We start from the raw sequence: 26,182 nt of genomic DNA, 5'->3' as shown, positions 1-26,182 counted from the left end.
CGGCATGGCCTGGCCGGCGACCAAGACCGTGCTGGAAATGAAGGACACGCGCGACCCGGACATCACGATCAAGGCCACCGGCTACCAGTGGAAGTGGGGCTACGACTACCTGCAGGGCGAAGGGCAGGGCATCCGCTTCCTCTCCAGCCTGGCGACGCCCCGCAATCAGGTCAGCGGGCAGGCGGCCAAGGGCGAGCACTACCTCGTCGAGGTCGACAACCCGGTCGTCGTGCCCGTCGGCAAGAAGGTCCGCATCCTGACGACGGCCAACGATGTCATCCATTCGTGGTGGATGCCTGCCTTCGGCGTGAAGCAGGATGCGATTCCAGGCTTCATCCGCGATACCTGGTTCCGGGCCGACAAGGAAGGCGTGTATCGCGGCAACTGTGCCGAGCTCTGCGGTCGTGACCACGGCTTCATGCCGATCGAGGTGCACGTCGTGTCGCAGCAGGCATACAGCGAATGGGCGCAGCGCCAGACGGCGGCACTGGCGGCGGCAGCGGGCGAAGCCAACCGCGAATGGACGCGCGACGAGTTGATGGAGCGCGGCGAGAAGGTCTTCACGGCGAACTGCGCGCCCTGCCATCAGCCCACCGGCAAAGGCATCCCGGGTATGTTCCCGCCGCTCGACGGCTCGAAGGTGGTGCTGGGCGAGGCTGCGGGGCAGATCCACGTCGTGCTCAACGGACGTCCCGGCACCGCGATGCAGGCATTCGGCAAGCAACTCCCCGACACCGACATCGCCGCCGTGATCACCTACACCCGCAACAGCTGGAGCAACAAGACCGGCGAGGCGATCCAGCCGAAGCAGGTCGCGGCGGGCCGGGCGCAGTAAGCGGGCAGTAAGCGGCCGCAACGCGGCACACTCGTGAAGGAGGCAGCATGGCGGCAGTAATGACCGATCACCTGCACGGCGACCATCACGGCCCGACCGGCCTGATGCGCTGGATCACGACGACCAACCACAAGGACATCGGCACGATGTACATGGTCTTCAGCTTCCTCATGTTCCTCTCAGGGGGCGTGATGGCGCTGACGATCCGGGCGGAGCTCTTCCAGCCCGGTCTGCAGATCGTGCAGCCCGAGTTCTTCAACCAGCTCACCACGATGCACGGTCTCGTGATGGTGTTCGGCGCGATCATGCCGGCCTTCGTCGGCTTCGCGAACTGGCAGATCCCGCTGATGATCGGCGCGCCCGACATGGCCTTCGCGCGGATGAACAACTGGAGCTTCTGGCTGCTGCCGCCCGCCGCGATCCTGCTGATCGGCTCCTTCTTCGTCCCCGGCGGCGCGACTGCCGCCGGCTGGACGCTCTATGCGCCGCTCTCCGTGCAGATGGGCATGGGCATGGACATGGCGATCTTCGCCCTCCACATCATGGGCCTGAGCTCGATCATGGGCGCGATCAACATCGTCGTGACGGTCCTCAACATGCGCGCACCCGGCATGACGCTGATGAAGATGCCGCTGTTCTGCTGGACATGGCTGATCACCGCCTACCTGCTGATCGCGGTGATGCCCGTGCTCGCCGGTGCGGTGACGATGGTGCTCGCCGATCGCCATTTCGGCACCAGCTTCTTCAGCGCCGCGGGCGGCGGCGATCCGGTCCTGTATCAGCACGTGTTCTGGTTCTTCGGCCACCCGGAGGTCTACATCATGATCCTCCCGGCCTTCGGCATCATCAGCCAGATCATCCCGACCTTCTCGCGCAAGCCGCTGTTCGGCTACGCATCGATGGTCTACGCGACGGCATCGATCGCGATCCTGTCCTTCAGCGTATGGGCGCACCACATGTTCACGACCGGCATGCCGGCGGTGGGCCAGCTCTTCTTCATGTACGCGACGATGCTGATCGCGGTGCCGACCGGCGTAAAGGTCTTCAACTGGATCGCGACGATGTGGCGCGGCGCGCTGAGCTTCGAGACGCCGATGCTGTTCGCGGTCGGCTTCCTGTTTGTCTTCACCATCGGCGGCTTCACCGGCCTGATCTGCGCGATCGCGCCGATCGACATCCAGCTCCAGGACACTTACTACGTCGTCGCGCACTTCCACTACGTGCTGGTCGCCGGCAGCCTCTTCGCGCTGTTCGCGGGCGCCTACTACTGGATGCCGAAGTGGACGGGCCACATGCCGGACGAACGGATCGGCAAGCTGCATTTCTGGTGCTCGATCGTGTTCTTCAACGTCACCTTCTTCCCGATGCACTTCCTCGGCCTCGCAGGCATGCCGCGGCGCATTCCGGATTACGCGCTGCAGTTCGCGGACTTCAACATGCTGGTGTCGATCGGCGCCTTCGGCTTCGGACTGTCGCAGCTGATCTTCCTCGTCGCGGTGATCAAGTGCATCCGCGGCGGCGAGCCGGCTGCGGCGCGTTCCTGGGAAGGCGCCGAAGGACTGGAATGGACGGTGCCGTCGCCCGCGCCCCATCACACCTTCGATGAAGCACCTATAGTTCATTAAGGGTCGATCGCGACCCCGTCGAACTTCCCCGAGCCAGAGATCCATGCCGACGAGCCGTGAATCCCGTCTCCGCATTGCCAACCGACGCATAGCGCTGGCTCTGGCTGCTGTCGCGCTGGCGTTCTTCGTCGCGGCGATCCTGCAGTTCAGGGGGTATGCGTCATGAGGCACAGTGCATCGATCTCCGCAGACAACCATCGCCTGCTGGTCCGTCTCGCGATCGCCGCAGTGGTGATGTTCGGCTTCGGTTTCCTGCTCGTGCCCTTCTACAAGACGATCTGCGAAGTTACGGGCATCAACAACCTGATCAAGCCCGACACCGTGGCGAACACGCAGGTCGACCTGTCGCGCACGATTACCGTGCAGTTCGACGCCAACACGCACGATCTGCCCTGGCATTTCCGTCCACTGCAGACCGAGGTGCGCATACATCCCGGGGAACTGGTGACGATCAACTATGAAGTCTCGAACACGCGCAACGAACCGGTGACTGGTCAGGCGGTCCCGAGCTACGGGCCCGTCGTCGCCGGCCAGTTCTTCCGCAAGCTCGAATGCTTCTGTTTCGCCCGCCAAACGCTGGGCGCCGGTGAAAAGCGCACCATGCCGGTGGCCTTCGTCGTCGACCCTGGGCTGCCGGCCGACGTCACGGTGATCACGCTGTCATACACTTTCTTCGAGATCGCCGCGCGGCGCATCGCCGGGCCGGACGGCGCGGCCGGAGGGGCGACGTGAATGGAGAGCCAACCCCGCACGACGACGGACCCGAACGCGCCGGTTTCCTGGCCACGCTGCGCGCGGTGCTGTGGTCCTTCATCGGCGTTCGCGGGCGCCATGATTATCACCGCGATGCGCGCTCGCTCGATCCGCGCGCGGTCATCCTTGCCGGCCTGCTGGCAGGAATCTTCTTCGTCCTGACGCTGGTCCTCGTGGTGCGGCTGGTCGTCGGCTCAAGGTAACGGTAACGGAAAGGGAGGCTGCTCATGGCTCATACCTTGGAAAAGTACTTCGTACCGGAACCGTCCAAATTCCCGATCTTCGGTTCGATCGCCCTGCTGCTCTTCGGCTCCGGCGCCGCGATGTGGCTCAACAACGTCGGTCCCGGGCGATGGATCTTCTTCCTCGGCATCGCGGTGCTCGTCTTCATGATGTTCGGCTGGTTCGGGCAGGTTGTGCGCGAATCCGAAAGCGGCAAGTATGGCCGTCGCGTCGACCGCTCCTTCCGCTGGTCGATGGGCTGGTTCATCTTCTCGGAGGTGATGTTCTTCGCCGCCTTCTTCGGCGCCTTGTTCTACGTCCGCGTCCTCAGCGTGCCCTGGCTTTCCAGCGGCGACAACCTTGCGTTGCTGTGGCAGGGCTTCGTCGGCAACTGGCCGACCGCGGGCCCGGGCAAGGCCGCGCCCTTTACTCCGATGGACGCCTGGGGCATCCCGGCGATCAACACCATCATCCTGCTCACTTCCGGCGGCACGCTCACCTGGGCGCACCACGGCCTGCGCAACGGCAATCGCGGCCAGCTGAAGCTCGGACTGCTCCTCACGATCATCCTTGGCGTGACCTTCCTCACTCTGCAGGTTCACGAGTACAGCCACGCGTACTCCGAGCTCAACCTTCGGCTCGACACCGGCATCTACGGCTCGACCTTCTACTTCCTGACGGGCTTCCACGGCCTGCATGTCACGGTCGGCGCGATCATGCTCACCGTGATGCTGTTCCGCGCGATGGCGGGACACTTCCGTCCGGACGACCACTTCGGCTTCGAAGCGGCGACCTGGTACTGGCACTTCGTCGACGTCGTATGGCTGATGCTCTTCGTCGTCGTCTATTGGCTGTGACGGAAGCAAAGGCATGGCGGCCCGACGTCTGCACTTCGTTCCGCTGCTCGCCGGCATCGCCGTCGCGGTGCTGACGCTGCAGCTGGGCAACTGGCAGATCCGTCGGGCGGACGAAAAGGCGGTGCTGCAGGCGGAATACGCTTCGCCGGAGCGGAGCGCGCCGCATCCGCTCGGCACGCAGCCGCCGGCCGAATGGCAGGTCGTCGATCTGCGCGGCCAGTGGCTCGCGGATCGCACGATCCTGATCGACAACCGCGTGCACGCGGGGCGCGCCGGTTTCCACGTGTTCACTCCGCTGCGCCTCGCGGGGCGGGGCGGCTGGGTGCTCGTCAACCGCGGCTGGGTCGCCGCGCCGGCCGATCGCGCACAGCGTCCTGCTGTGACGACTCCGGGCGGCGAGGTCGAGATCTCCGGCCGGGTCCGTCATCCCGAGAGCAAGCCCTTCACGCTGGAGGGGGAGGCCGCGACGGAGCCGGGCATCGTCTGGCAGGCCCTGGATCTCGCGCGGTATCGAGTCTGGTCATCGATTCCCGTTGCAGATTTCTACGTGCAGCAGAACGACCCCGCGCCGGACAGCCTCGTACGCGACTGGCCGGCGCCGGATGCTGGCATCGATCGGCATCGCGGCTACGCCTTTCAGTGGTACGCGATGGCGGCACTCGCCGCGGCGCTGACCCTGTGCTACGTGTGGCAATCGGCTGACATTCGTTTATGGAGGCTCCATGGCCGCCGTGATTCTCGCTGACCGACATTCGCAATCCCGCAAACCCGAGCAGCCTGCAGCCGATGCCCGGCTGCGGAGGTCCAGGCGAACGCTCGTGCTGCTCGCCGCCGTGTGCATCCTGCCCGTCCTGGCCTCCTATTTCGCCTACTACGTCTGGCAGCCGCGGGGGCGGGTGAACTACGGCGAGTTGATCACGCCCGTGCAACTGCCGTCGGCGTTCCTCGCGGGTCTCGACGGACAGGACGGATTCGTGCGTTCCGAGTTCACGGGCCGATGGACCCTGGTCTACGCGGGTCCGTCCGCATGCCCCGCAAGCTGTGCCGACGCGCTGTACCTGATGCGTCAGTCGCGCCTCGCGCAGGGACAGGAAATGAACCGCGTCGCACGGCTGTGGATCGTCACCGATGGCACCGCTCCCCCGCGTGAACGCCTCGCGACTCAGGACGGGCTCAGGATCGCGATCGGGGAATCGACTTGGCTCGACGCACTGCCCGACGCGAGGTCCGGCGTGCACGTCTATCTCGTCGATCCACTCGGCAACGCCATCATGCGCTTCCCCGACAAGGCCGATCCGCGCAAGGTCGTCAAGGACCTGCAGCGGCTGTTGAAGTATTCCTCGCTCGGGCGCCGTTGAGCGCGAAGCCCGGAGACTGCCTGTGCCCCTCTACCGCCGCTTGCTCGTCGTTGCCCTCGCGCTGACCGCCGTTGTCGTGGTCTTCGGCGCCTACGTCCGGCTCTCCGACGCCGGCCTTGGCTGCCCCGACTGGCCGGGCTGCTACGGCCAAATCAGCCCGCATCACGCGGCCGACGACATCAATGCGATCTACGCCGCGAATCCGCAAGGGCCGGTCAGTGCGCCGAAGGCCTGGAAGGAAATGATCCACCGCTACCTCGCTGGCACGCTCGGCCTGCTGATTCTCGCGATTGCGGCGCGGGCTTGGCGTTGTCGCAGCCATCCGGCGGTTGCCTGGCGCGTCGCCGCGGCCCTGGTCGGCGTCGTCGTCGTGCAGGGACTACTCGGCAAGTGGACGGTGACGCTGCTGCTCAAACCCGCCATCGTCACCGCGCACCTGATCGGCGGACTCACGACGCTTGGACTGCTCGCGTGGCTCGCCCTGCGTGCGCACGGGGTCGTGCGCGACGAATCGCCACGCGGCGCCGTTGTGCTCGCAAGGCTGGCTTTCGTCCTGCTCGCAGGCCAGATCGTACTCGGCGGCTGGACCAGTACCAACTACGCGGCCCTCGCGTGCGCCGACTTCCCGACCTGCCAGGGCAGCCTGTGGCCGACGGCCGACTACCTCAACGCCTTCCACGTCGTGCGCGAACTCGGCATGACGGCCGACGGGCAGACCCTTTCGCTCGCGGCCCTGACCGCGATCCACTGGGCACACCGGCTCGGCGCCCTGCTGACCGGCACTGCCCTGATCGCGCTCGGCTGGGTGCTGTTGCGGCGGCAAGGCACGCAAGCTGCCGGTTTTCTTCTGCTCGGCGCCGTGTCCTTGCAGATCGGCCTCGGCATCGCCAACGTCGCCCTCGGCCTGCCGCTCGCGCTGGCCGTCGCGCACAACGCCGGTGCCGTCGTTCTCTTGCTGGTTCTCGTGTGGATCAACTACCGGCTGCGGGCCATGCAGGCGCCCGCTGAAGCCGGGCGGAGGAGGGATTATGCCCGTCGCGAAAACGCTTTCGCCTGAAACGGCCGCCGTCGGCCGTCGCCTGCACGCCTTCTATGTGCTGACGAAGCCCCGAGTCAATACGCTGATCGTCTTCTGCGCGATCATCGGCATGTTCCTCGCCGTGCCTAACGGATTGCCGCCGCCTGCGACGGTGCTCGCCGCAACCGTCGGCATCGCCTGTGTCGCCGGCGCCGCGGCGTCGATCAACTGCCTCATCGAAGCCGGCATCGACGCACGCATGACCCGCACGCGCGCCCGTCCCCTGCCGCGGGGCGACCTGGGGCCAGGCGAAACACTCGGATTTGCCGCCGGACTGGGCGGAACAGGACTCGCGCTGCTCTATCTGCTGGTGAATCCGCTCACGATGTGGCTGACGCTCGCCACCTTCGTCGGCTACGCGGTCGTCTACACCGTGCTACTCAAGCCCCGTACGCCGCAGAACATCGTGATCGGGGGCGCTTCCGGAGCGATGCCGCCGGTGCTCGGCTGGGCCGCGGTGACGGGCGAGGTCAGCGCCGACGCGCTGCTGCTCTTCCTCATCATCTTCGCCTGGACGCCGCCGCACTTCTGGTCGCTGGCCCTTTATCGCAGCGCCGACTACGCGCGCGCTGGACTGCCGATGTTGCCCGTGACTCACGGTTCGGAATTCACTCGCCTGTCGGTGCTGCTGTATACCTGCATCCTGCTGGGCGTCACGCTGCTACCCTTCGCCATCCGCATGAGCGGCTTGCCGTACCTCGTCGCCGCCCTCGGGCTCGGCGCGGTCTTCCTGCGCCATGCGTGGGGCCTGTACGTGAACTATAGCGACGGCCGCGCGCGCAGGACCTTTCGCTACTCGATCCTGTACCTCTTCTTGCTCTTTGCAGCGCTCCTGGCGGATCATTACCTCCGGTTCTGATTCCCTGATGGAAACATGTTTCGCTTCCTGCTTGCTGTCGCCTGCGCCTTCGTCCTTGCCGCCTGTTCCGACCACACCGGACCGGCGGCCACCACCTTCCGCAACAGCGACATCACGGGCGCCGATTACGGCAAGAACTTCGCGCTGACCGACCAGAACGGCACACCGCGTTCGCTCGCCGACTTCAAAGGCAAGGCTGTCACGCTATTCTTCGGCTATACCCAGTGTCCGGACGTCTGTCCGACCAACCTCTCGACGATGGCCGAAGTGATGCGCCTTCTCGGCCCCGATGCCGACCGCGTGCAAGTCCTCTTCGTCACTGTCGACCCCGAGCGCGACACCCAGGCGCTGCTCGCGCAGTACCTGCCGGCCTTCGATCCGCGCTTTCTTGCGCTGCGCGGCGACGCGACCCAGACGGCGGACGTCGCCAAGGAGTTCCGCGTGTTCTATCGCAAGTCGGGCGATACCGACGGTCCGAACTACAGCGTCGACCATTCCACCGGCACCTACATTTTCGATCCGGCCGGCCGGCTGCGCTTGTACGTCAAGCACGACGAATCCGCCGAAAACATCGCGACCGACCTCCGCACACTGCTCGCCGGAAAATAAAAACGGCAGCCTGAAGGCTGCCGTCGATCGCAAGCGGACGCGGTCGCCTTCAGGCGGCCAGCAGTCCTCGCATCTTCTGCATCGCCTTCGCCTCGATCTGGCGGATGCGTTCGGCGGATACGCCATACTCGGCGGCCAGTTCGTGCAAGGTCGCACTCTCGCCTTCGGTCAGCCAGCGGCGTCGCACGATCTCTCGACTGCGTTCGTCGAGACTCGCCAGCGCGTTATGCAGACCGACGTCCTGCAGGTGCGCGAGCTGCGCGCGCTCCAGTACTTCGGACGGCTCCGCGTGCGGGTCCGGAAGGTAGGCGATCGGCGCGAAGTGTTCGTCGTCGTCGCTGTCCCCCTCGAGCGGCACGTCGCGGCCGCTTAGCCGCGTTTCCATCTCGATGACGTCCTCGGCCTTCACGCCGAGCCGCGCCGCCACCGCCTGGATTTCGTCGCCATGAAGCGCAGCAGTGTCCCGTTTGAGGCTACGCAGGTTGAAGAACAGCTTACGTTGGGCCTTCGTCGTCGCAATCTTCACGAGACGCCAGTTCTTCAGCACGTACTCGTGAATCTCGGCCTTGATCCAGTGCATCGCGAACGACACCAGGCGCACACCGCGCGATGGGTCAAAGCGCTTCACGGCCTTCATCAGGCCGATGTTGCCCTCCTGGATCAGATCGGCATGCGGCAAACCGTATCCCAGGTAGCCGCGAGCGATCGCGACCACCAGGCGCAGGTGCGACATCACGAGCTTGCGCGCGGCGTCGAGGTCGTCCTCGTTCCGCAGGCGCGTAGCCAATTCCATCTCCTCGCGCTCGCTGAGCAGCGGGATGCGATTCACCGTCTGGATATACTGGTCGATGCTGCCAAGGGCAGAAGGGACCGGCAATGACAGGGTCTGGTTCATCTACGTCTGTCCTCCTCGGACAAATATTAGCACTCGCGTGAAGAGAGTGCTAAGCGGGTCAAAGAGTTCCCGCTGCACGAGCCCAAACCACGTCGGGATATGCAGGGAAGAAGACACTGACGACGTCGGAACAGAGCGCCCCGCCGGGCCCCAGTCACAGGTCGGCTCGCTCCGAAAATATTAGTTACGCCAATGGGTTGCAGCGGCTGCCGGCCCATGCAGGCGTCCTTTCCGCCATTGACCGGAGGGCGGCCATGGAGGCCCGTGTTGCGCCAGTGCAACATCTTTTAGCCGTTTCTTCTGTTCTAGACGATCCGTCCTTGCGTTGGTTGCATGCCCATTTGCACAATCGCTCCAACTTCTCACTAGAGAGGTAAGTCGGGCCGCGGCTCACGCCGGGGCTTCAACTTCAAATCAGAGGAGAAATACATGCAGAAGAAACTGATCGCCCTGGCCATCGCCGGCCTCGCCGCCGCTCCGGCCTTCGCGCAGTCGAACGTCACCATCTACGGTATCGTTGATGCCGGCCTCGGCGTTGGTCATGCTGACAAGGAAGAGTTCCGTGGCGTGGTCGGTGGTGTCCTGTCGGGCAACCGCCTCGGCTTCAAGGGCGCGGAAGAACTGGGCAACGGCCTGAAGGCTGTGTTCCAGCTCGAGCAAGGCTTCAACATCGATGACGGCACCTTCCACCAGTCGACCCGTCAGTTCAGCCGTCAGGCCTATGTCGGCCTGCAGAGTGCCTTCGGTGCCGTGACCCTCGGCCGTCAGTACGCTCCGGGCTACTTCGCCGGCTACGACGCTGCCCTGTCGTCGAACGTCTCGGTGCAGTCGATCTTCTCGAACAACGCTGGCCTGACCATCACCCCGAACAGCGGCGCTCGTTGGAACAACTCGATCGCCTACAACGGCTCGTTCAGCGGCCTGGGCATCAAGGCGATCTACGCCGCCAACGACGGCGAAGCCTCGATCGACAAGCCGTCGATCGACGACAAGTGGGGCCTGGGCGTTGACTACGCGAACGGTCCGGTCAAGGTCGGCGCGGTCTTCCAGATGCTGCACCAGCCTGGCAGCGAAAACCAGCGTGAATGGTATATTGGCGGCGGCTATGACTTCGGCTTCCTCGAAGTCGATGCTTCGTACCAGGCTGGCAAGGGTGTTGATTACTCGGTCGCCGTTCTTGACAAAGCTACTGGCGTCACGACGACTCAAACCGGCGTCGACCAGTCCGTCCGCCTCTGGAACGTTGGTGTGATCGTTCCGGTCAGCGCCGCCGGCAAGGTGCATGTCGATTACGGTCGCTTCACCAACAAGGACTCGAACAACGCTGATGCCCGCGGCTGGACCGTCATGTACACCCAGGCGATGTCGAAGCGCACCACCGGTTACGTTGCCTACAACCGCATCTACAACGACGACTTCGCCTCCAACGGTGCCGGCCAAGTTACCGCGCTGGGCGTGTCGGGCGAGCAGAGCAGCCTCTTCACCGTCGGTATGCGTCACACCTTCTAATCGTCTCTCGACGATTGGAGATCGAAACGGGCGCTTTGGCGCCCGTTTTTTTTTGCCCGTTCGGGGGGCAAAAAAAGAGCCGGGACGCGTCAAGCGTCCCGGCTCTTGTGGTTGTTTCTGCGAGACGGAGCGTCAGTTGGCCGGCGGTCGCCGCGTTGCACGCCGTTCCACGCCTGCCAGCATGTGGCGCAGGATCTCGGTCTGTTCGGCGGGCGAAAAGAACAGCCCGTACAGGCCGTGGCGTTTCATGTTGTTCGTTCCGCCGTGTTCCCGTGCCTGCTGTTCGGCGTGGGCGAGCGACAGCCGCAGCAGGACTGCCGGTGCGCCGACACGCGGGCAGGTCAGGTTCGGGCCTGCCAGGCTGTAACCCATCATCCTGCGGTAATACGGCGCGTGCCGCGGATTGACCTCGACGAAGACGTCGCTCATGCCGTGAACGGTTCGGGCGACGATGACCCCGATGTGGAAAAGGGACGCGAGGGCTTGCGGGGTTCCGAGTTCAGTGTCCATCGCGAGACGCGTGACCTCGCAGACCCGTGCTCCCCCTTCGCGCGCGGCGTCGATCTGTGGTCGATACAAGGTGTCGGCGAGCAATCCGTGGCCGCTGTCGACGGCGACAGTCAAGGTTCCGAAAACACGGTCGCCCTTGCAGGCTGCGATCGTGGTCTGTTCGCGGTGGAGATCGGGAACGATGCTCTGATCGGTGTTCAATCCGCGCCATTCATACATGCGCTCGACGAGGCGATTGACATCCTGACGGAGCGGACCTTCCCTGGGGACTATCCGGAGGTGGTAATCATCCCGGATGATCGAAAAATCTGTAACAAGGCGCGAGGCGCTTACATTGGCCCGGGGGTGGAAGTCAGGAGAAGTCTTGGCTGTCTCCTGGGCGAGCGGCAAATTATGACGGGCAGCAATATCCATCGGGTTGATTCCCCTCCCTGACGCATGAATGTATGTCCTGCCGCCCCAAATGGAGGGGAGGCCGGCCGCGGGTTGCGTGAGACTCTAGCGGCGGAGTCGAGGGTTCGCTGTAAGCGGTTGTGTAATTTTTCACACGGCAGGGACTCGAAATTCCCATAGCATGGCTCGGGGAGTCTCTGTAAAGCCCGCTTCGCCTTGTTACTTTCGCGTTCTTGTGCGGGTCGGGCTTTTCAGAGATTCTCCGAATGTGCGACCGATTCGGGATGACCGTTAGAAGGGGGTAGTCAGCCATGATTCACTCAGCATCAAAGATGGGCACGGGTATCGGCAGGTGCCTGGGTATCCTGGCCGTTCTCGCCGGCTTGTCCGGGTGTGCGAGCACTTCCTATCCGCCGGCGCCGCCGACAGCGGCAGAAGCCGAGTACAACTACGTGATCGGTCCGGGCGACATGGTCGACATCGTGGTCTGGCGCAACCAGGAACTGTCCAAGTCCGTACCGGTTCGCCCTGACGGCAAGATCACGACGCCGCTCGTCGAGGATCTTCCTGCCCAGGGCAAGGACGCTTCCACTCTCGCTCGCGATATCGAGAAGGCCCTCGGAAAATTCATCCGGGATCCGATCGTGACGGTCGTGGTCACCACTTTCGTGGGGCCTTATAGCGAACAGGTGCGCGTCGTCGGCGAAGCGGCCAAGCCGCAGACGCTCTCCTACGTGCAAAAGATGACGCTCCTCGATGTGATGACGAAGGTCGGGGGAATCACCGAGTTTGCCGACGGCAACAGTGCGACGATCCTGCGCACTTCCGAAGGGAACAAGCAATACAGCGTGCGCCTGAAGGATCTGTTGAAGCGGGGTGACGTTTCCGCGAACGTGGAAATGCGTCCCGGCGACGTGCTGATCATTCCTCAGAGCTGGTTCTGATTTCCAGCTTCCGGCCGCGACGCACTCGTCGCCGGCCGTCTGTAGTGCGACGCACTGAGCTGTAGGGGCGGACTCATGGAAGAACTGCTTACCCAGATTTTCGGTTACCTGCGAGGGATGTGGCGTTTCCGCTGGTGGGGACTCGCTGCGACGTGGATTTTTGGCATCATCGGCGGCGCGATCGTGTACACGATGCCGGACCGCTACGAGTCGTCCGCGCGGGTGTTTGTCGACACCCAGTCGGTGTTGCGTCCGCTGATGTCCGGCCTCGCGGTTCAGCCGAACATCGAGCAGCAGGTCACGATCCTGAGCCGCACGCTGATCACGCGCCCGAACGTGGAGAAGCTCATTACGATGGCCGACCTCGATCATGAGGCGCGCACGCCCGAGCAGCGCGAGGCGATGATTCTCGACTTGATCGGCGATCTGCAGATCCGCAGCACTGGACGCGACAACCTCTTTACGCTGGCGTATCAGGACAAGCGTGCGGAACGTGCCCAACGTGTGGTGCAGGCGCTGGTATCGCTATTCGTCGAATCCGGGCTGGTGGGCAAGCAGCAAGACGCGAGTTCTGCCCGGCGTTTCATCGACGAGCAGATTACGGGCTACGAGCAAAAACTCAGCGAGGCGGAGAATCGGCTGAAGGATTTTCGCTTGCGGAACATGGCTTTGCTCGGGGACAGCGAGCACGATTATGTCTCGCAGATAGCGCAGCTGAATGCGCGGGTGCAGGAGGCTCAGCTCGAGCTGAAGGAGGCGGAAAACTCGCGCAGCTCGCTCGAACGCCAGTTGGCGGGTGAAAAGACGACTCTCGGATCCGATGCATCGGGCGCGACGAATGGGGCGCTGTCGGAATACGACGCTCGCATCGACACGATGAAGAAGAACCTGGATGGCTTGTTGCAGCGCTATACGAACGAGCATCCGGACGTGGTGGGGACGCGTCGTGTCATCGCTGATCTCGAGGAGCAGAAGCGGCGCGAACTCGAGTCGATGAGTAAGACAGGAGGTGAATCGGTCGGCTCCGGCGCCATCAACCCTGTCTACCAGCAGTTGAAAGTCGCTCTGGCGGATGCCGACGCCAAGGTTTCGTCCTTGCGGGCGCGCGTCGGCGAGCTGACCGGCCGTGTCGCGCAGCTGCGTTCCCAGGCGGAACTCCTTCCGAAGATCGAGGCCGAGCAGGCGCAGTTGAACCGAGATTACGACGTGCACAAGCGGAACTATGAATCGCTGGTTCAGCGGCGCGAATCCGCCAGCATTTCGGTCGAGATGAATACGAAGGGGGGCGTGACGGAGTTTCGCGTGATCGATCCCCCCAGCCTGCCGCTGCGACCCGCCGCGCCGAACAGGATGCTGCTGCTTCCGCTTGCGGGACTGGTGGCCCTGCTCGCAGGCATGGCTATTACGTTCGCGCTGGCGCAAGTTCGGCCAGCTTTCACCGATCTGCGCAACCTTCGCGAGATCACTGGCTTGCCGGTGCTGGGGACGGTGACGATGTTGAGGGACGCCGCGCGGAGCCGCGCAGAGCGCAGGGGACTGCTGGCGTTCAGCGGCGGAATCGCGTCATACGCGATCGTCGTGGCTGGTGCAACGGCGGTCGTGAAGTTGCTGCAAGGCTGAGTGCGGAGAGGGGGCTGAGGTATGAGTCTGATCGAAAAAGCGGTCGAGCGGCTCGATATGATCAAGCGGGCCGATGCTGTTCCCGGTCCGGAGGAAGACGCTCGCCCCGATGTCGTTTCGCAGGCGGTCGAAGAGCTTGAAGTCGCGGTCGTCAAAGGGCCTGTGCAGGGGGCGCATTCGAGCGCGTCGCGGTCTATCGATGACGCCGACGGACACGCGGGAGTGCCTCCGAGCACACGGTCGGTGGTCATCGATCTGGCGCGGTTGGAGCGCATGGGCATGGTCACCCCGACCCTACCTCGTTCGATTCTCGCCGAGGAATATCGGGTCATCAAGCGGCCCTTGATCCGCAACGCAGAGGGACGCGGGGCAGCCGCGGTCGAAAACGGCAACCTGATCATGATTACGAGCGCCTTGCCGGGAGAGGGCAAATCGTTCACGGCGATCAACCTCGCGATGAGTATCGCGATGGAGCTCGATCACACGGTGCTGCTCGTCGATGCTGACTTCTCGCGTCCGTCCGTGTTGAAGGCGCTCGGATTGCCGCCTGAAAAGGGCTTGATGGATGTGCTCGTGGGCGACGTCCACGATCTGTCGAAGGTGATCCTTCGTACCAATGTGGAAAAGCTCGCGATCCTTCCTGCTGGTATGGCGCAGCCTCATGCAACGGAGCTGATCGCGTCCGACGCGATGAACCGGATGCTCGAGGAAATGGCCGCGAGATATGCCGAACGTATCATCGTGTTTGACTCGCCCCCCTTGCTCGCGACGACGGAGGCCAGAGTGCTCGCGACCCATATGGGGCAGGTGGTGATGGTGGTGGAGGCCGATCGGACGACTCACGGTGCCGTCAGGCAGGCCTTGTCGACGATCGAGTCCTGCCCGGTGAAGTCCCTCGTGCTGAACAAGGCACAGGAGGGAGGGCGCGGCAAACTATATGGATATGGCTACGGATATGGCTATGGCTATGGCTATGGGGCAGACCCGCGTTCGGACTCGGGTTCGACGGCGGAGAGCTGAGAAGGCTGGCCGAGGCATTGCGCCAAGCCCGATCGCGCTCGCAGTGATGCTCGTGTTTGCGTCGGCGGCCGCACAGGCGCAGACGGAAACCGAGACTGAGACGGAAACGGCGACGCCGGCAACGTCCCGGGCAGTGACCATCGTGCCATCGGTGCAGGCCAGCCTTAAGTATACGGACAACGGCAATGTCGGATCGAACAAGAACGGAGCGTGGATAGCCGAGGTCGCTCCAGCGCTTTCCGTCGTGCGCGAGAGCGGGGGATTGCGCGGGCATTTGAATGCGCGCCTGCGCAATGTCGTTCATCTGGATGGGGCTGGCTCGGATGACAGCTTCCTGGCTCTGCAGGGGTTTGGCGAGGCTGAGGCGATTGAAAAGCGGCTTTTCGTCGATGTCGACGCTTCGATCAACCGCAACAATCGGTCCCTGCTCCAGGGGCGCAGTGGCGGGGACGAGTTGAACACGGGCAGTGCCAGCGAGACGCGCGTCTACGGGATCAGTCCGCGTTTGCTCCTCAACTTCGGTCCGGACACGCGGGGCCAAGTGCTTTATTCGAGCCGCTGGATGTCCGGCGGAGGGGGATTGGGGTCTCGTCGCGAGTCGAAGTGGAACGCGGGACTTTCGAATCCGAGGCAGTTCGGAGCCTTCGGCTGGGGTCTTCAGTATGACCGTTCCGAAACCGAGAACAGCCAGACGGCACAGGGGTCGGCGCCGCGGGAAAGCGGCCGGGCGACGCTGTTCGCGACACTGACGCCGCAGTTCCGGGTGCGGGCCATCGGCGGCTACGAGAAGACCGAATTCACGCCCGGCCAGCCCGAAGATCACTCGATCGTCGGGGGTGGATTTGACTGGCATCCCACGGAGCGGACGAGCTTGTCCGCGACGACCGAGAATCGTTTCTTCGGTCGTTCGTACGACGTGAGTTTGAGTCACCGGCGTGCGCTGTCGACCTGGAACCTGTCTTATGTGCGCGACATAACGTCGTCGCTCGAGACGCAGGGTGCGAGCGTATTCAGCGATCCGGATTTCAAGGCGCTCTACGACGCGCTGGCTTCCTTCTTTCCTGATCCGGTCCAGCGCGAGGCGGTCGTCCGCAGCTTGCTGGGTTTCCCGCCCATCGGATCGCGCGATTTTTTTGTAACCGATGTGCATTATCTGACCCGTAAGCTCATCGCTACCGCATCATTCATCGGCCTGCGAAATATCCTGACGGTGTCCCTGAGTCGAAATGAACGGACCCGCCTGGAGCCGGCGGCAGGCCTCGATACGCGCGACGAATTTTCGCGCTTCTCGACGCTGACATCGCGGCTGGCGTCGGTGGCTCTGAGCCATCGGCTGACGGCCGAGTCGTCGCTGAATGCGAGCATTACGCGGACGCGCTCAGAGGGGGTCGGGACGAGCTCGCTACAAACTGAGCGCACCATGTTCAATGTCGGTCTGTCGAAGCAGTTCGGTCCCAAGACGGCAGGTGATTTCACATATCGGTTTCAGCGCGCGACAGGGGCGGCGGACTTCACTGAAAACATGATCATGGCGACGCTTTCCATGCGGTTCTGAGCGGTATTACATGTACGAATCCTACTTCCGGCTGCGTGCCAAACCCTTCCAGCTGAATCCGGACCCGGCCTTCTTTTTCGGTAGCCGCGGTCATCGCAGGGCAATGGCGTATCTGGAGTACGGGCTACACCAGAACGAGGGCTTCATTGTCGTGACCGGCGAGATCGGGGCCGGCAAGACGACACTGGTGCGTAGCCTGCTGGAGCACCTGGATCCGGGCAAGGTGGTCGCGGGCAATCTGGTGAGCACGCACGTGGATGACGGGGACGTGCTGCGCATCGTCGCCGCGGCCTTCGGCGTGCCGAGCCGAGGGCTGGACAAGGCGGGCCTGTTGCTTGCGCTAGAGACTTTCTTTCTGTCGCTGGCGGCTTCCGGCAAGCGGGCGCTGTTGATCGTCGATGAGGCACAGAACCTGAGCGAGTCGGCGCTGGAAGAGTTGCGGATGTTGTCGAATTTTCAGCTCGAGGATCATGCGCTATTGCAGAGTTTCCTCGTCGGCCAGCCGGAGTTCCGCGACGTGATGCAGCGGCCGCAGATGCAGCAGTTGCGCCAGCGCGTGATCGCGTCCTATCACCTGGGTCCGATGGATGCCGTCGAGACGCAGGCCTACATCGAGCACCGCCTGCGCCACGTGGGCTGGCAGGGCGATCCGTCTTTCGATGCCGGCACCTTCCGCGCGGTCTACGGATACTCGGGCGGCCTGCCGCGTCGTATCAATTCGCTGTGCGATCGCCTGATGCTCTCTGCCTTCATTGCGGAACGGCACCGCATCAGCGATGCCGATGCGCAGGAAGTGATCGAGGAGTTGAACGAAGAGTTCTCGACGGCTTCGGTCGGCGTGATCCCACGGCCTGCCGACGGGACTGCGCGAACCGAAGTACGCGTCAATGGGATCGATCCGCGCAAGCTGCATGCGTCGGCGGCGCTCGCGCAGCAGGCGGCGGGAATGGCGGCGTCCTTCGACGTGCAGCGCATCGAGGCGCGCATCGCGGGCCTCGAACAGTCGATGTCGGCGACGCTTGAGGTGCTGAACCAGTTGTTGCAGGCGGTGCGCCGCACAGAAGTGTCGGGGAGCAAGGCCGATGAGCGGTGACGTGAGGGGCGATGCGCCGGTGATCTGCGTGGTCGGCGCGCGGCCCAACTACATGAAGATGGCGCCCATCATCCGGGCGCTCGCGATGCCGGATGCGGGGACGCGCACCTTGCTCGTGCACACCGGGCAGCATTACGACGTGGCGATGAACGATCGCCTCTTCGCGGATCTCGGGATGCCGCGCCCGGACGTCAATCTCGAGGTCGGCTCGGGCAGCCATGCCGTGCAGACCGCCGAGGTGATGAAGCGCTTCGAGCCGGTAATCGATGCGCATGGCGCACGTGCGGTGCTGGTCGTGGGCGACGTGAATTCGACGCTCGCGTGCGCGCTGGTGGCGGTCAAGCGCCATATCCCGGTCGCGCACGTGGAGTCGGGACTGCGCAGCAACGACCGGCGCATGCCGGAGGAGATCAACCGGATACTGACCGACCAGATCTCGGACATTCTCTATACGACCGAGCTTAGCGCGCATGCGAATCTGGAGCGGGAGGGGGTCGCGCCGGAGCGCGTGGTCTTCGTCGGCAATGTGATGATCGACAGCCTGCTCGCGAACGTCGAGAAGGCGCCGCGGCCGGCGGAGCTGCTGGCCTTCGCGGGGATGGACGAGCGGAGGATCGCGCGGGGGTACGGCGTGGTCACGCTGCACCGGCCGTCGAACGTGGATCATCCGGCGACGCTCATGGGAATCATCGACGCGCTGCGGGACGTGAGCGAGCGCTTGCCGCTGGTGCTCGCGCTGCATCCGCGTACGCGCGGCAACCTGGAGCGCTTCGGGCTGATCGATCGTCTCGCCGCGGAGGGCTTCATCGTGCTGCCGCCGCAGGGTTACCTGGAGATGCTGGGGCTGATGGCGGGGGCGACGGTGGTGCTGACGGATTCGGGCGGCATCCAGGAGGAGACGACGGCGCTGGGCGTGCCTTGCCTGACGATCCGCGAGAATACCGAGCGTCCGATCACGGTCGAGCAGGGGACCAATACAGTGGTCGGCGTCGAGCCCGATGCCTTGCGGGCGGCGGCGGCAACCGTGTTGGCAGGCGGCGGCAAGCGCGGGCGGGTGCCGGAGCTGTGGGACGGGCATGCGGCGGAGCGCATCGCAGCGCATCTGTCGGCCTGGCTTGCCGAACGGGAAGCGACGGAGCTGTAGGCATGGACGCGTCGATCGTCAATGCGCTGACCATCGACGTGGAAGACTACTTCCAGGTGTCGGCGCTCGCGCATCATTTCCCGCGCGGCGACTGGGACAGCGTGCCGTGCCGGGTCGAGGGCAACGTTGAGCGCATCCTCGAGATTCTCGAGGAGCGGCAGGCCTTGGCGACCTTCTTCACATTGGGGTGGATCGCGGAGCGTTATCCGCATTTGATCCGGCGGATCGCGGAGGCGGGCCACGAGATCGCGAGCCACGGTTACGCGCACGAACGGGCGACGGCGCAGTCGCCCGAATGCTTCCTCGCAGACATCGCGCTGGCGAAAGCGGTGCTGGAGGATGTGGCCGGCTTGCCAGTCGTCGGCTATCGGGCGCCGAGCTTCTCGATTGGGGCGGACAATCTCTGGGCGCACGATTGCATTGCCGAGGCGGGCTATGTCTACAGTTCGAGCGTGTACCCCGTGAAGCACGACCACTACGGGATTCCGGATGCGCCGCGCTTTCCGTTCCGGCTCGACAACGGCCTGCTGGAGGTGCCGGTCAGCACGACGCATTGGATGGGCCGCAATTGGCCGGCGGGCGGCGGAGGCTTCTTCCGACTGTTGCCCTACGCCGTGTCGCGCTGGCAGATCGACCGGGTGAATCGAGCCGACGGCCGGGCGGCGATCTTCTATTTCCACCCTTGGGAGCTCGATCCCGAACAGCCCCGCGTGCAGGACGCGCCGGCCAAGGCGCGTTTCAGGCACTACTTGAACCTCACGCGCACTGAGCCGCGCCTGCGGCGTCTGCTCGATGACTTCGAGTGGGGCCGGGCCGATCAGGTTTTCGACGTGGCCGCGGACTAAACCGGATATTTCGTAGCGTGTTGGAGAGGGCAATGGATCGTCCGTCCGTCGTCGTGAAGCAGTTGTCAGCCGAGGGGCGGGAGCGCTGGGACGCTTTCGTGCGGGCCTGCCCGGAGGGGACTTTTTTCCATCTTTCGGCGTGGGAAGGCATCGTCCGCGAGGTGTTTGGGCACCGGACCTTCTTCCTCTTCGCCGAGCGAGCCGGTGAGATCATCGGCGTCCTGCCGCTGGCGGAGGTCCGCAGTCGGCTCTTCGGCCATGCGCTGACCTCCCTGCCGTTCTGCGTATATGGCGGAATCGCGGGTTCCGCCGAAGCGGTCGCGCCGCTGGAGGCCGAGGCGGAGGCGATCGCGCGTCGACTGGGCGTGCAGCATCTGGAATTTCGCAACGTGATGGCACGACATGCGGACTGGCCGCGGCAGGATCTGTACGTGACCTTCCGTAAGCCGATCCACGCGGATGACGATGCGAACATGCGCGAGATTCCGCGCAAGCAGCGCGCAATGGTGCGCAAGGGCATCGCCCACGGGCTCGCGAGCGAGATCGACGGCGACGTCGAGCGTTTTTTTGCGCTGTACGCGGACAACGTGCATCGGCATGGCACGCCTGCGCTGCCCAAGGCCTTTTTCGCGCGGCTGCTGAAGGAGTTCGGACCCGACTGCGATGTGATGACGGTGACGGATCGCTCCGGCAGGCCGCTGTCGAGCGTGCTGTCCTTCTATTTTCGCGACGAGGTCTTGCCGTATTACGCGGGCGATGCGGAGGCGGCGCGCGAGTTGGCGGCGAACGATTTCAAGTATTGGGAGCTGATGCGCAGGGCTGCAGCCCGTGGCTACCGCCTGTTCGACTTTGGCCGCAGCAAGGTGGGCACTGGTTCGTTCAGTTTCAAGAAGAACTGGGGTTTCGTGCCGCAGCCACTGTCCTACGAATATCGGTTGTACAAGCGCGATGAGGTGCCGCAGAACAATCCGCTGAATCCGAAGTACCGCGCCTTCATCGCGCTGTGGCGGCGGCTGCCACGGTCGGTGGCGAATGCGTTGGGCCCGCATATCGTTCGCAATCTGGGGTGACGATGGACCGCCGGCCGCCGCTCCTGTACCTGGTGCATCGCATCCCCTATCCGCCCAACAAGGGCGACAAGCTGCGTTCGTTCAACATCCTGCGCCAGCTTGCGCGCTCGCATCGGGTGTTCCTCGGGACATTTGTCGATCAGCAGGAAGATTGGCCGCATGTGGAGACGCTGCGCGAATGGTGCGAGGAGGTGTGCGCTATTCCGCTGGCGTCGCGTCAGGCGCGTGTAGCGAGTCTGCGCGGGTTGCTGACGGGCGAGGCGCTGAGCCTGCCGTACTACCGCGATTCGGGACTGCGGCGCTGGGTGGGCGAGGTGGTCCGCAAGCAGGGCATTCGGCGGGCGGTGGCGTTTTCCGGACCGATGGCGCAGTACCTCGATGTACCCGGACTGGAATGTCGTGTGGTCGATTTTTGCGACGTCGATTCGGCGAAGTGGACGGCGTATGCGGATCGCCACGCATGGCCGATGTCGGTGCTGTACCGGCGCGAAGGCGAGCGGCTGCTGGCGTTCGAGCGGCAGGCGGCGGCGCGTGCGGATGCGGCCCTGTTCGTGACCGAGGCAGAGGCGGATCTCTTTCGGCGGCAGGCGCCGGAAGTCGCGGCGAAGGTGGCGGCGATGCCAAACGGGGTCGACGAGGAGTATTTTTCCCCCGACCGCGACTACCCGGACTTGCATCCGCCGGGTGGACCGAAGATCGTGTTCACGGGGGCAATGGACTACTGGCCGAATGTGGACGCCGTGTGCTGGTTCGCGCACCACATCCTGCCGATCCTGCGGGCGACTCGTACTGACGTCCGTTTCTTCATCGTCGGCATGAACCCGGCGCCTGAGGTACAGGCGCTCGCCGGGGACGGAGTCGTCGTCACAGGCAGCGTGCCCGACGTGCGGCCCTGGATTGCGCAGGCGGACGTCGTCGTCGCGCCGCTGCGGGTCGCGCGCGGTATCCAGAACAAGGTGCTCGAGGCGATGGCGATGGCGCGGCCGGTCGTGGTGTCGGCGGCGTCAGCAACCGGGCTGACCGGGGAGCCGGGGCGGGAATTCGTGGTCGCCGACGGGGAGGGGGAGTTCGCGCAGCGCGTCCTCGAGCTGCTGGCGAATCCCGCAAAGGCGGCGGCCATGGGCGCTGCCGCGCGACAGTGCGTGCAGCGCGCATATAGCTGGGCGGCGCATCTGGCGCGGCTCGATGCGCTGCTCACCGGGCCGCCGGCGAAGGCGCTCGCGGCAACGGGCGGCGTCTCGCCATGGCGCGAGGATGATCCGCGTGCGCTGGTCGTACATGTCGTCTACCGCTTCGACGTCGGCGGGCTGGAAAACGGCGTCGTCAATCTCATCAATCATCTGCCCGCGACGCGCTTCCGCCACGCGGTTATCGCGCTGACCGAATGCGTGCCGGCCTTCTGTGCGCGGGTGACGCAGCCCGACGTGCGCTACTTTTCGCTGCACAAGCCGCCGGGGCACGGGGCGAAGCTCTATCCGGCGCTGTACCGGATCTTCCGCGAGCTGCGGCCGGCCGTGGTCCATACGCGCAATCTGGCGGCGCTGGAGGCGGCGGTGCCGGCTTGCTTGGCCGGTGTGCCGGTGCGGGTGCATGGTGAACACGGCTGGGATGTGTCGGACCCGGCCGGAAGTCGCCGCCGATTTCGGGTGATGCGAAGGCTATATCGCCCGTTCGTGACCCATTACATAGCCTTGTCGAATCATCTGCGCTCATATTTGACGGGAGCGGTCGGCGTGCCGGATCGGTATGTCGTAAGGATTTGTAATGGTGTCGATACCGCGCGTTTTCGCGCTGGCGGCGAGCTTCGGATGGCGCTGAAAGGCTGGCCCTTCGGTGACGAGCCGGTCCGCGTGATCGGCATGGTGGGACGCCTGGAGGCGATCAAGGATCCGCTGAATCTGGTCGCTGCGTTTGTCTTGCTGGTCGGTCGTGCCGGCGATGCCGGACGGGGACTGCGGCTGATGATCGTCGGAGACGGGGCGCTGAGGGGGGCGGTGGAGTCGGCCGTCCGCGAGGCGGGAATCGCCGATCGGGTGTGGCTCGTCGGCGAACGCGGCGACGTGCCGGAGCTGATGCGGGCGATGGACGTGTTTGCGTTGCCGTCACGAGCGGAAGGGATTTCGAACACGGTCCTCGAAGCGATGGCGAGCGGCTTGCCGGTGGTGGCGACGCAGGTCGGCGGGAATCCGGAGCTCGTCGTCGAGGGGGAAACCGGTGCGCTGGTGCCGCCCGCCGACAGCGCTGCGCTGGCGGAGGCGCTGGAACGTTATGTGCTCGATCCCGTCCTCGCCAGACAGCAGGGCGCGGCGGGGCGGCAGCGGGTGGAGCAGGAATTCAGTATCGACGGCATGGTCGCGGCCTATGCTGGGTTGTACGAGTCCTTGCTGGCGGGCGCGGGGCGGCCGGTGCCGGTGGGGTGAGAGCGGTGGTTGATTGAGCGGTCTGAGTCGGTTGGAGGGGTGTCATGTGCGGGATTGCCGGGCTCTTCGATATCCGGGGCAAGCGCGAATTTCCGCGTGAGCTCGTGGAGCGCATGAACGACATCCAGTTCCATCGCGGACCGGATGCCGGAGGTGTGCATCTCGAGCCGGGGGTGGCGCTGGCCCATCGGCGGCTGTCGATCATCGACTTGTCGACGGGCCAGCAGCCGCTCTACAACGAGGACGGCTCGGTGGCCGTCGTGTTCAACGGCGAGATCTATAACTACCAGGAACTGGTGCCCGAGCTGGAGCGTTGCGGGCATCGCTTCCATACGCGTAGCGACACCGAGGTGATCGTCCACGCGTGGGAGGAGTGGGGCGAGGCCTGTGTGCGGCGCTTCCGTGGCATGTTTGCCTTCGCGTTGTGGGACCGCAATCGCGATACGCTCTTTCTCGCACGCGACCGCCTGGGCGTGAAGCCGCTGCACTACGCGCTGCTGCCCGACGGCACGCTCGCATTCGGCTCCGAGTTGAAGGTGCTGATGCAGCTTCCCGGACTGGACCGGACGATCGACCCCTGCGCGGTGGAGGAGTACTTCGCGCTGGGTTACGTCGCCGAGCCGCGCACGATCTTCGCCGGCGCGAAGAAGTTGGGGCCCGCGGAGACGCTGGTGGTCCGCCGCGGCGAAGCGATGCCGGCACCGAAGAGTTACTGGGATGTGCGCTTCACGCTCGACAATCCGCTGAGTCTGGAAGACGCCACGGCCGAGCTGGGCGAGCGGCTGCGCGAATCGGTGCGGTTGCGGATGATTTCGGACGTGCCGTTGGGCGCCTTCCTTTCGGGCGGTGTCGATTCGAGTGCGGTCGTCGCGACGATGGCAGGCTTGTCGTCCGCGCCGGTGAACACCTGCTCGATCGCCTTCGACGACCCGGCTTTCAACGAATCGGCCTTCGCGCAGCAGGTCGCTGAGCGTTATCACACGAACCATTACGTCGAGACCGTGAAGGCGGACGACTTCGACCTGATCGACGCGCTCGCCGGACTGTACGACGAACCCTACGCGGACAGTTCCGCGATCCCGACCTGGCGCGTGTGCCAGCTTGCGCGCAAAAAGGTGACGGTCGCGCTGTCGGGCGACGGCGGCGACGAGAGCTTCGCAGGCTACCGGCGCTATCGCCTGCACATGATGGAGGAGCGGTTGCGCGCGAGCCTGCCGCTGGGCGTACGGCGGCCGATGTTCGGCGTACTCGGGCGGCTGTATCCGAAGGCCGACTGGGCGCCGCGCGTGTTCCGGGCGAAGACGACCTTCCAGGCGCTGGCGCGGGATTCGGTGCAGGCCTATTTCCATTCCGTGTCGATCGTGCGCGACGACATGCGGCGGCAGCTGTATTCGAGCGCGTTCAAGGCTTCCCTCGGTGGCTACTCGGCGGTCGACGTCTTCCGCCGCCATGCTGCAGCTGCCCAGACCGACGATCCGCTCGCACTGGTGCAATACCTCGACCTGAAGACCTATCTGGTCGGCGACATCAACACCAAGGTGGATCGGGCGAGCATGGCGCATTCGCTCGAAGTGCGCGAACCGCTGATGGACCATCCGCTGGTCGAATGGCTCGCGACGCTGCCCTCGGGTCTGAAGGTGAAGGGGCAGGAGGGCAAGTACCTGTTCAAGAAGGCACTGGAGCCGATGCTGCCGAACGACGTGCTGTACCGGCCGAAGATGGGCTTCTCGGTGCCGCTTGCGCGCTGGTTCCGCGGGCCGTTGAAGGCGCGTGTCAGGGAGGCCTTGCTGGGCGACGTGCTCGCGGGCACCGGGCTCTTCAACCCCGATGCCTTGCGGCATCTCGTCGATGCCCATCAGTCGGGCGTCCGGGATTACAGCGCGCCCTTGTGGAGCCTGCTGATGTTCGATGCGTTCATCCGGCTTGAGACTCAGGGAAGAACGTTGCCGTACCGGGTGGAGGCGGCATGAACTGCGCATGCCGCGCCGAAGGTTCGCCGACCGCGGCGGTGTCGGTCTTCAGTTCGCGCGAGGACGTCGACACTTTGATGGCTTCGGTGACCGCCGCTATCGATGCGGTTCAGGCGCTGGCTGGTGAGGTGGATGTCCTCGTGAACGGAAATCGGGCGCTGGCAGATGCGTGCGCTGTGCGCATGGCCGGCAGCCTGCGCGGCGGGCGCGAGGCCACTCACGTGCGGCTTTGGTTCATTCCGCTCGGTGACAAGGCGCACACCTGGAACACCTATGTGCATCAGCTTTGGCCGTCTGCTGCAACGTCCTTCTTCATCGACGGCTATGCCGTCGTCGAGCCGTCATCCCTCTCACTGATGCACAAACTCCTGGCCGCGTCCAGCGAAGCGCTCGCCGCGTCGGCAGTGCCGTCGGTGGGGGCTTCGGCTCCCCGCCTCAAGGCGGAAATGCTAAGTCGTGGCGGCCTGCATGGAAACCTCTACGCTTTGCGGGGACAGGCGATGGAGCGCATTCGAGAGCGCGGCTTCCGCCTGCCCCTGGGGCTTTACCGTACCGATGCCGTGCTCGGTGCCGCCATCTGCTTCGGCCTCGACCCGGCGAACCACGGGTGGAACCGCCAGCGAATCACCGTGCACCCCGAAGCGACGTGGCGGTTCGAGCCCTTGCACTGGTGGAGGCCGTCCGATCTTCTAAGCCATGCACGGCGCAGCGTCCGGCAAGAGCAGGGAGTGCTCGAGAATTTGGCCGTCCGCCGGCATTTTGACGAGCGGCGGCTCCCATGCGAATCGTTGCCACGATCGGCCCTGGAGTTGATCGACGACTGGATGGTCACCGATTCGGCCAAGGCGGCGGCGCTCATGCGCCGCCGCCCGCTCGCGCGGGTCGCGCTAAACCAACTCCGTCGGCGCGGCGACTGGTCGCTGGCAAGCGCACCGCCTGTGCTGGTCTGGCGCTCGCACTCGCAAGCCGAAAAAGGGCTCGCTACCGAGGAGTAATCC

Annotated in this window: 24 protein-coding genes; 22 read left to right on the top strand and 2 right to left on the bottom strand. The window is 64.7% G+C overall.

All coding sequences use genetic code 11. The features are described 5' to 3' along the window. The 10 genes from VJ673_RS02405 to VJ673_RS02360 all read left to right on the top strand — a co-directional run. Positions 1-835 (top strand): c-type cytochrome (locus VJ673_RS02405; protein WP_324124422.1); only part of this gene is annotated, 835 nt, incomplete at its 5' end. 47 nt (positions 836-882) lie between these two features. After that, the gene (gene ctaD / locus VJ673_RS02400; protein ID WP_324124421.1) at positions 883-2,460 is read left to right on the top strand and encodes a cytochrome c oxidase subunit I; all 1,578 of its coding nucleotides are present in this window, start codon (positions 883-885) and stop codon (positions 2,458-2,460) included. 162 nt (positions 2,461-2,622) lie between these two features. Then, on the top strand, positions 2,623-3,192 hold the full coding sequence (locus tag VJ673_RS02395; RefSeq protein ID WP_324124420.1) for a cytochrome c oxidase assembly protein: 570 nt from the start codon (positions 2,623-2,625) through the stop codon (positions 3,190-3,192). Beyond that, positions 3,189-3,416 (top strand): DUF2970 domain-containing protein, encoded by a 228-nt coding sequence (locus VJ673_RS02390; RefSeq protein WP_324124419.1) that lies wholly within the window; start codon positions 3,189-3,191, stop codon positions 3,414-3,416. Before VJ673_RS02395 ends, VJ673_RS02390 begins: the two co-directional genes overlap by 4 nt. A gap of 24 nt (positions 3,417-3,440) precedes the next feature. Beyond that, the gene (locus VJ673_RS02385) at positions 3,441-4,292 is read left to right on the top strand and encodes a cytochrome c oxidase subunit 3 (RefSeq protein WP_324124418.1); all 852 of its coding nucleotides are present in this window, start codon (positions 3,441-3,443) and stop codon (positions 4,290-4,292) included. Between the two features lie 13 nt (positions 4,293-4,305). Then, positions 4,306-5,037, top strand: coding sequence for an SURF1 family protein (locus VJ673_RS02380; protein ID WP_324124417.1), 732 nt, complete (start codon positions 4,306-4,308; stop codon positions 5,035-5,037). Continuing rightward, positions 5,015-5,650, top strand: coding sequence for an SCO family protein (locus VJ673_RS02375; RefSeq protein ID WP_324124416.1), 636 nt, complete (start codon positions 5,015-5,017; stop codon positions 5,648-5,650). The genes VJ673_RS02380 and VJ673_RS02375 overlap by 23 nt, the downstream gene beginning before the upstream one ends. Before the next feature lie 22 nt (positions 5,651-5,672). Further along, complete coding sequence (locus VJ673_RS02370; RefSeq protein ID WP_324124415.1) at positions 5,673-6,707, top strand: COX15/CtaA family protein; 1,035 nt, start codon at positions 5,673-5,675, stop codon at positions 6,705-6,707. Beyond that, positions 6,679-7,587, top strand: coding sequence for a heme o synthase (cyoE, locus tag VJ673_RS02365; RefSeq protein WP_324124414.1), 909 nt, complete (start codon positions 6,679-6,681; stop codon positions 7,585-7,587). Before VJ673_RS02370 ends, cyoE begins: the two co-directional genes overlap by 29 nt. A 15-nt stretch (positions 7,588-7,602) precedes the next feature. Further along, a complete protein-coding gene (locus tag VJ673_RS02360; protein WP_324124413.1) occupies positions 7,603-8,196 on the top strand; it encodes an SCO family protein in 594 nt (197 codons plus the stop codon). Between the two features lie 49 nt (positions 8,197-8,245). Here VJ673_RS02360 and rpoH read toward each other — a convergent pair whose 3' ends face one another. After that, the gene (gene rpoH, locus VJ673_RS02355) at positions 8,246-9,091 is read right to left on the bottom strand and encodes an RNA polymerase sigma factor RpoH (RefSeq protein WP_324124412.1); all 846 of its coding nucleotides are present in this window, start codon (positions 9,089-9,091) and stop codon (positions 8,246-8,248) included. Between the two features lie 429 nt (positions 9,092-9,520). Between rpoH and VJ673_RS02350 the strand changes: the two genes are divergently transcribed. Then, positions 9,521-10,600, top strand: coding sequence for a porin (locus tag VJ673_RS02350; RefSeq protein ID WP_324124411.1), 1,080 nt, complete (start codon positions 9,521-9,523; stop codon positions 10,598-10,600). A 132-nt stretch (positions 10,601-10,732) separates the two neighbouring features. Here the strand turns inward: VJ673_RS02350 and VJ673_RS02345 are convergent, their stop codons facing one another. Next, positions 10,733-11,524: an N-acyl amino acid synthase FeeM domain-containing protein gene (locus VJ673_RS02345; protein WP_414635624.1), complete on the bottom strand. Its 792-nt coding sequence runs from the start codon at positions 11,522-11,524 to the stop codon at positions 10,733-10,735. 311 nt (positions 11,525-11,835) lie between these two features. Between VJ673_RS02345 and VJ673_RS02340 the strand changes: the two genes are divergently transcribed. The 11 genes from VJ673_RS02340 to VJ673_RS02290 all read left to right on the top strand — a co-directional run bounded on the left by VJ673_RS02340 (position 11,836) and on the right by VJ673_RS02290 (position 26,179). Beyond that, a complete protein-coding gene (locus VJ673_RS02340) occupies positions 11,836-12,447 on the top strand; it encodes an XrtA/PEP-CTERM system exopolysaccharide export protein (protein ID WP_324124409.1) in 612 nt (203 codons plus the stop codon). A 75-nt stretch (positions 12,448-12,522) separates the two neighbouring features. Next, positions 12,523-14,067 (top strand): XrtA system polysaccharide chain length determinant, encoded by a 1,545-nt coding sequence (locus tag VJ673_RS02335; RefSeq protein WP_324124408.1) that lies wholly within the window; start codon positions 12,523-12,525, stop codon positions 14,065-14,067. A gap of 21 nt (positions 14,068-14,088) precedes the next feature. Beyond that, the gene (locus VJ673_RS02330; RefSeq protein ID WP_324124407.1) at positions 14,089-15,087 is read left to right on the top strand and encodes an XrtA-associated tyrosine autokinase; all 999 of its coding nucleotides are present in this window, start codon (positions 14,089-14,091) and stop codon (positions 15,085-15,087) included. Between the two features lie 46 nt (positions 15,088-15,133). Next, entirely contained in the window at positions 15,134-16,642 is a 1,509-nt protein-coding gene (locus tag VJ673_RS02325; RefSeq protein WP_324124423.1) for a TIGR03016 family PEP-CTERM system-associated outer membrane protein, read from the top strand. Between the two features lie 10 nt (positions 16,643-16,652). Then, positions 16,653-17,735 carry an XrtA/PEP-CTERM system-associated ATPase gene (locus VJ673_RS02320; protein ID WP_324124406.1) on the top strand — a complete coding sequence of 361 codons (1,083 nt, stop codon included), beginning with the start codon at positions 16,653-16,655 and terminating at the stop codon, positions 17,733-17,735. Beyond that, complete coding sequence (wecB, locus tag VJ673_RS02315; RefSeq protein WP_324124405.1) at positions 17,725-18,879, top strand: non-hydrolyzing UDP-N-acetylglucosamine 2-epimerase; 1,155 nt, start codon at positions 17,725-17,727, stop codon at positions 18,877-18,879. Before VJ673_RS02320 ends, wecB begins: the two co-directional genes overlap by 11 nt. 2 nt (positions 18,880-18,881) lie before the next feature. Further along, positions 18,882-19,724, top strand: a complete 843-nt coding sequence (locus VJ673_RS02310; RefSeq protein WP_324124404.1) for an XrtA system polysaccharide deacetylase — start codon at positions 18,882-18,884, stop codon at positions 19,722-19,724. A 32-nt stretch (positions 19,725-19,756) separates the two neighbouring features. Then, positions 19,757-20,794, top strand: coding sequence for a FemAB family XrtA/PEP-CTERM system-associated protein (locus tag VJ673_RS02305; protein WP_324124403.1), 1,038 nt, complete (start codon positions 19,757-19,759; stop codon positions 20,792-20,794). Between the two features lie 2 nt (positions 20,795-20,796). Then, positions 20,797-23,214 carry a TIGR03087 family PEP-CTERM/XrtA system glycosyltransferase gene (locus VJ673_RS02300; RefSeq protein WP_324124402.1) on the top strand — a complete coding sequence of 806 codons (2,418 nt, stop codon included), beginning with the start codon at positions 20,797-20,799 and terminating at the stop codon, positions 23,212-23,214. A gap of 44 nt (positions 23,215-23,258) precedes the next feature. Next, positions 23,259-25,184, top strand: a complete 1,926-nt coding sequence (locus VJ673_RS02295) for an XrtA/PEP-CTERM system amidotransferase (protein WP_324124401.1) — start codon at positions 23,259-23,261, stop codon at positions 25,182-25,184. Then, on the top strand, positions 25,181-26,179 hold the full coding sequence (locus VJ673_RS02290) for a hypothetical protein (protein ID WP_324124400.1): 999 nt from the start codon (positions 25,181-25,183) through the stop codon (positions 26,177-26,179). The genes VJ673_RS02295 and VJ673_RS02290 overlap by 4 nt, the downstream gene beginning before the upstream one ends. Positions 26,180-26,182 lie beyond the last annotated feature (3 nt).

Origin of the sequence: Aromatoleum sp. (genome assembly GCF_035254505.1) — a bacterium.
Classification (GTDB): Bacteria; Pseudomonadota; Gammaproteobacteria; order Burkholderiales; family Rhodocyclaceae; genus Aromatoleum.
This window is presented reverse-complemented; position numbering and strand designations above follow the sequence as displayed.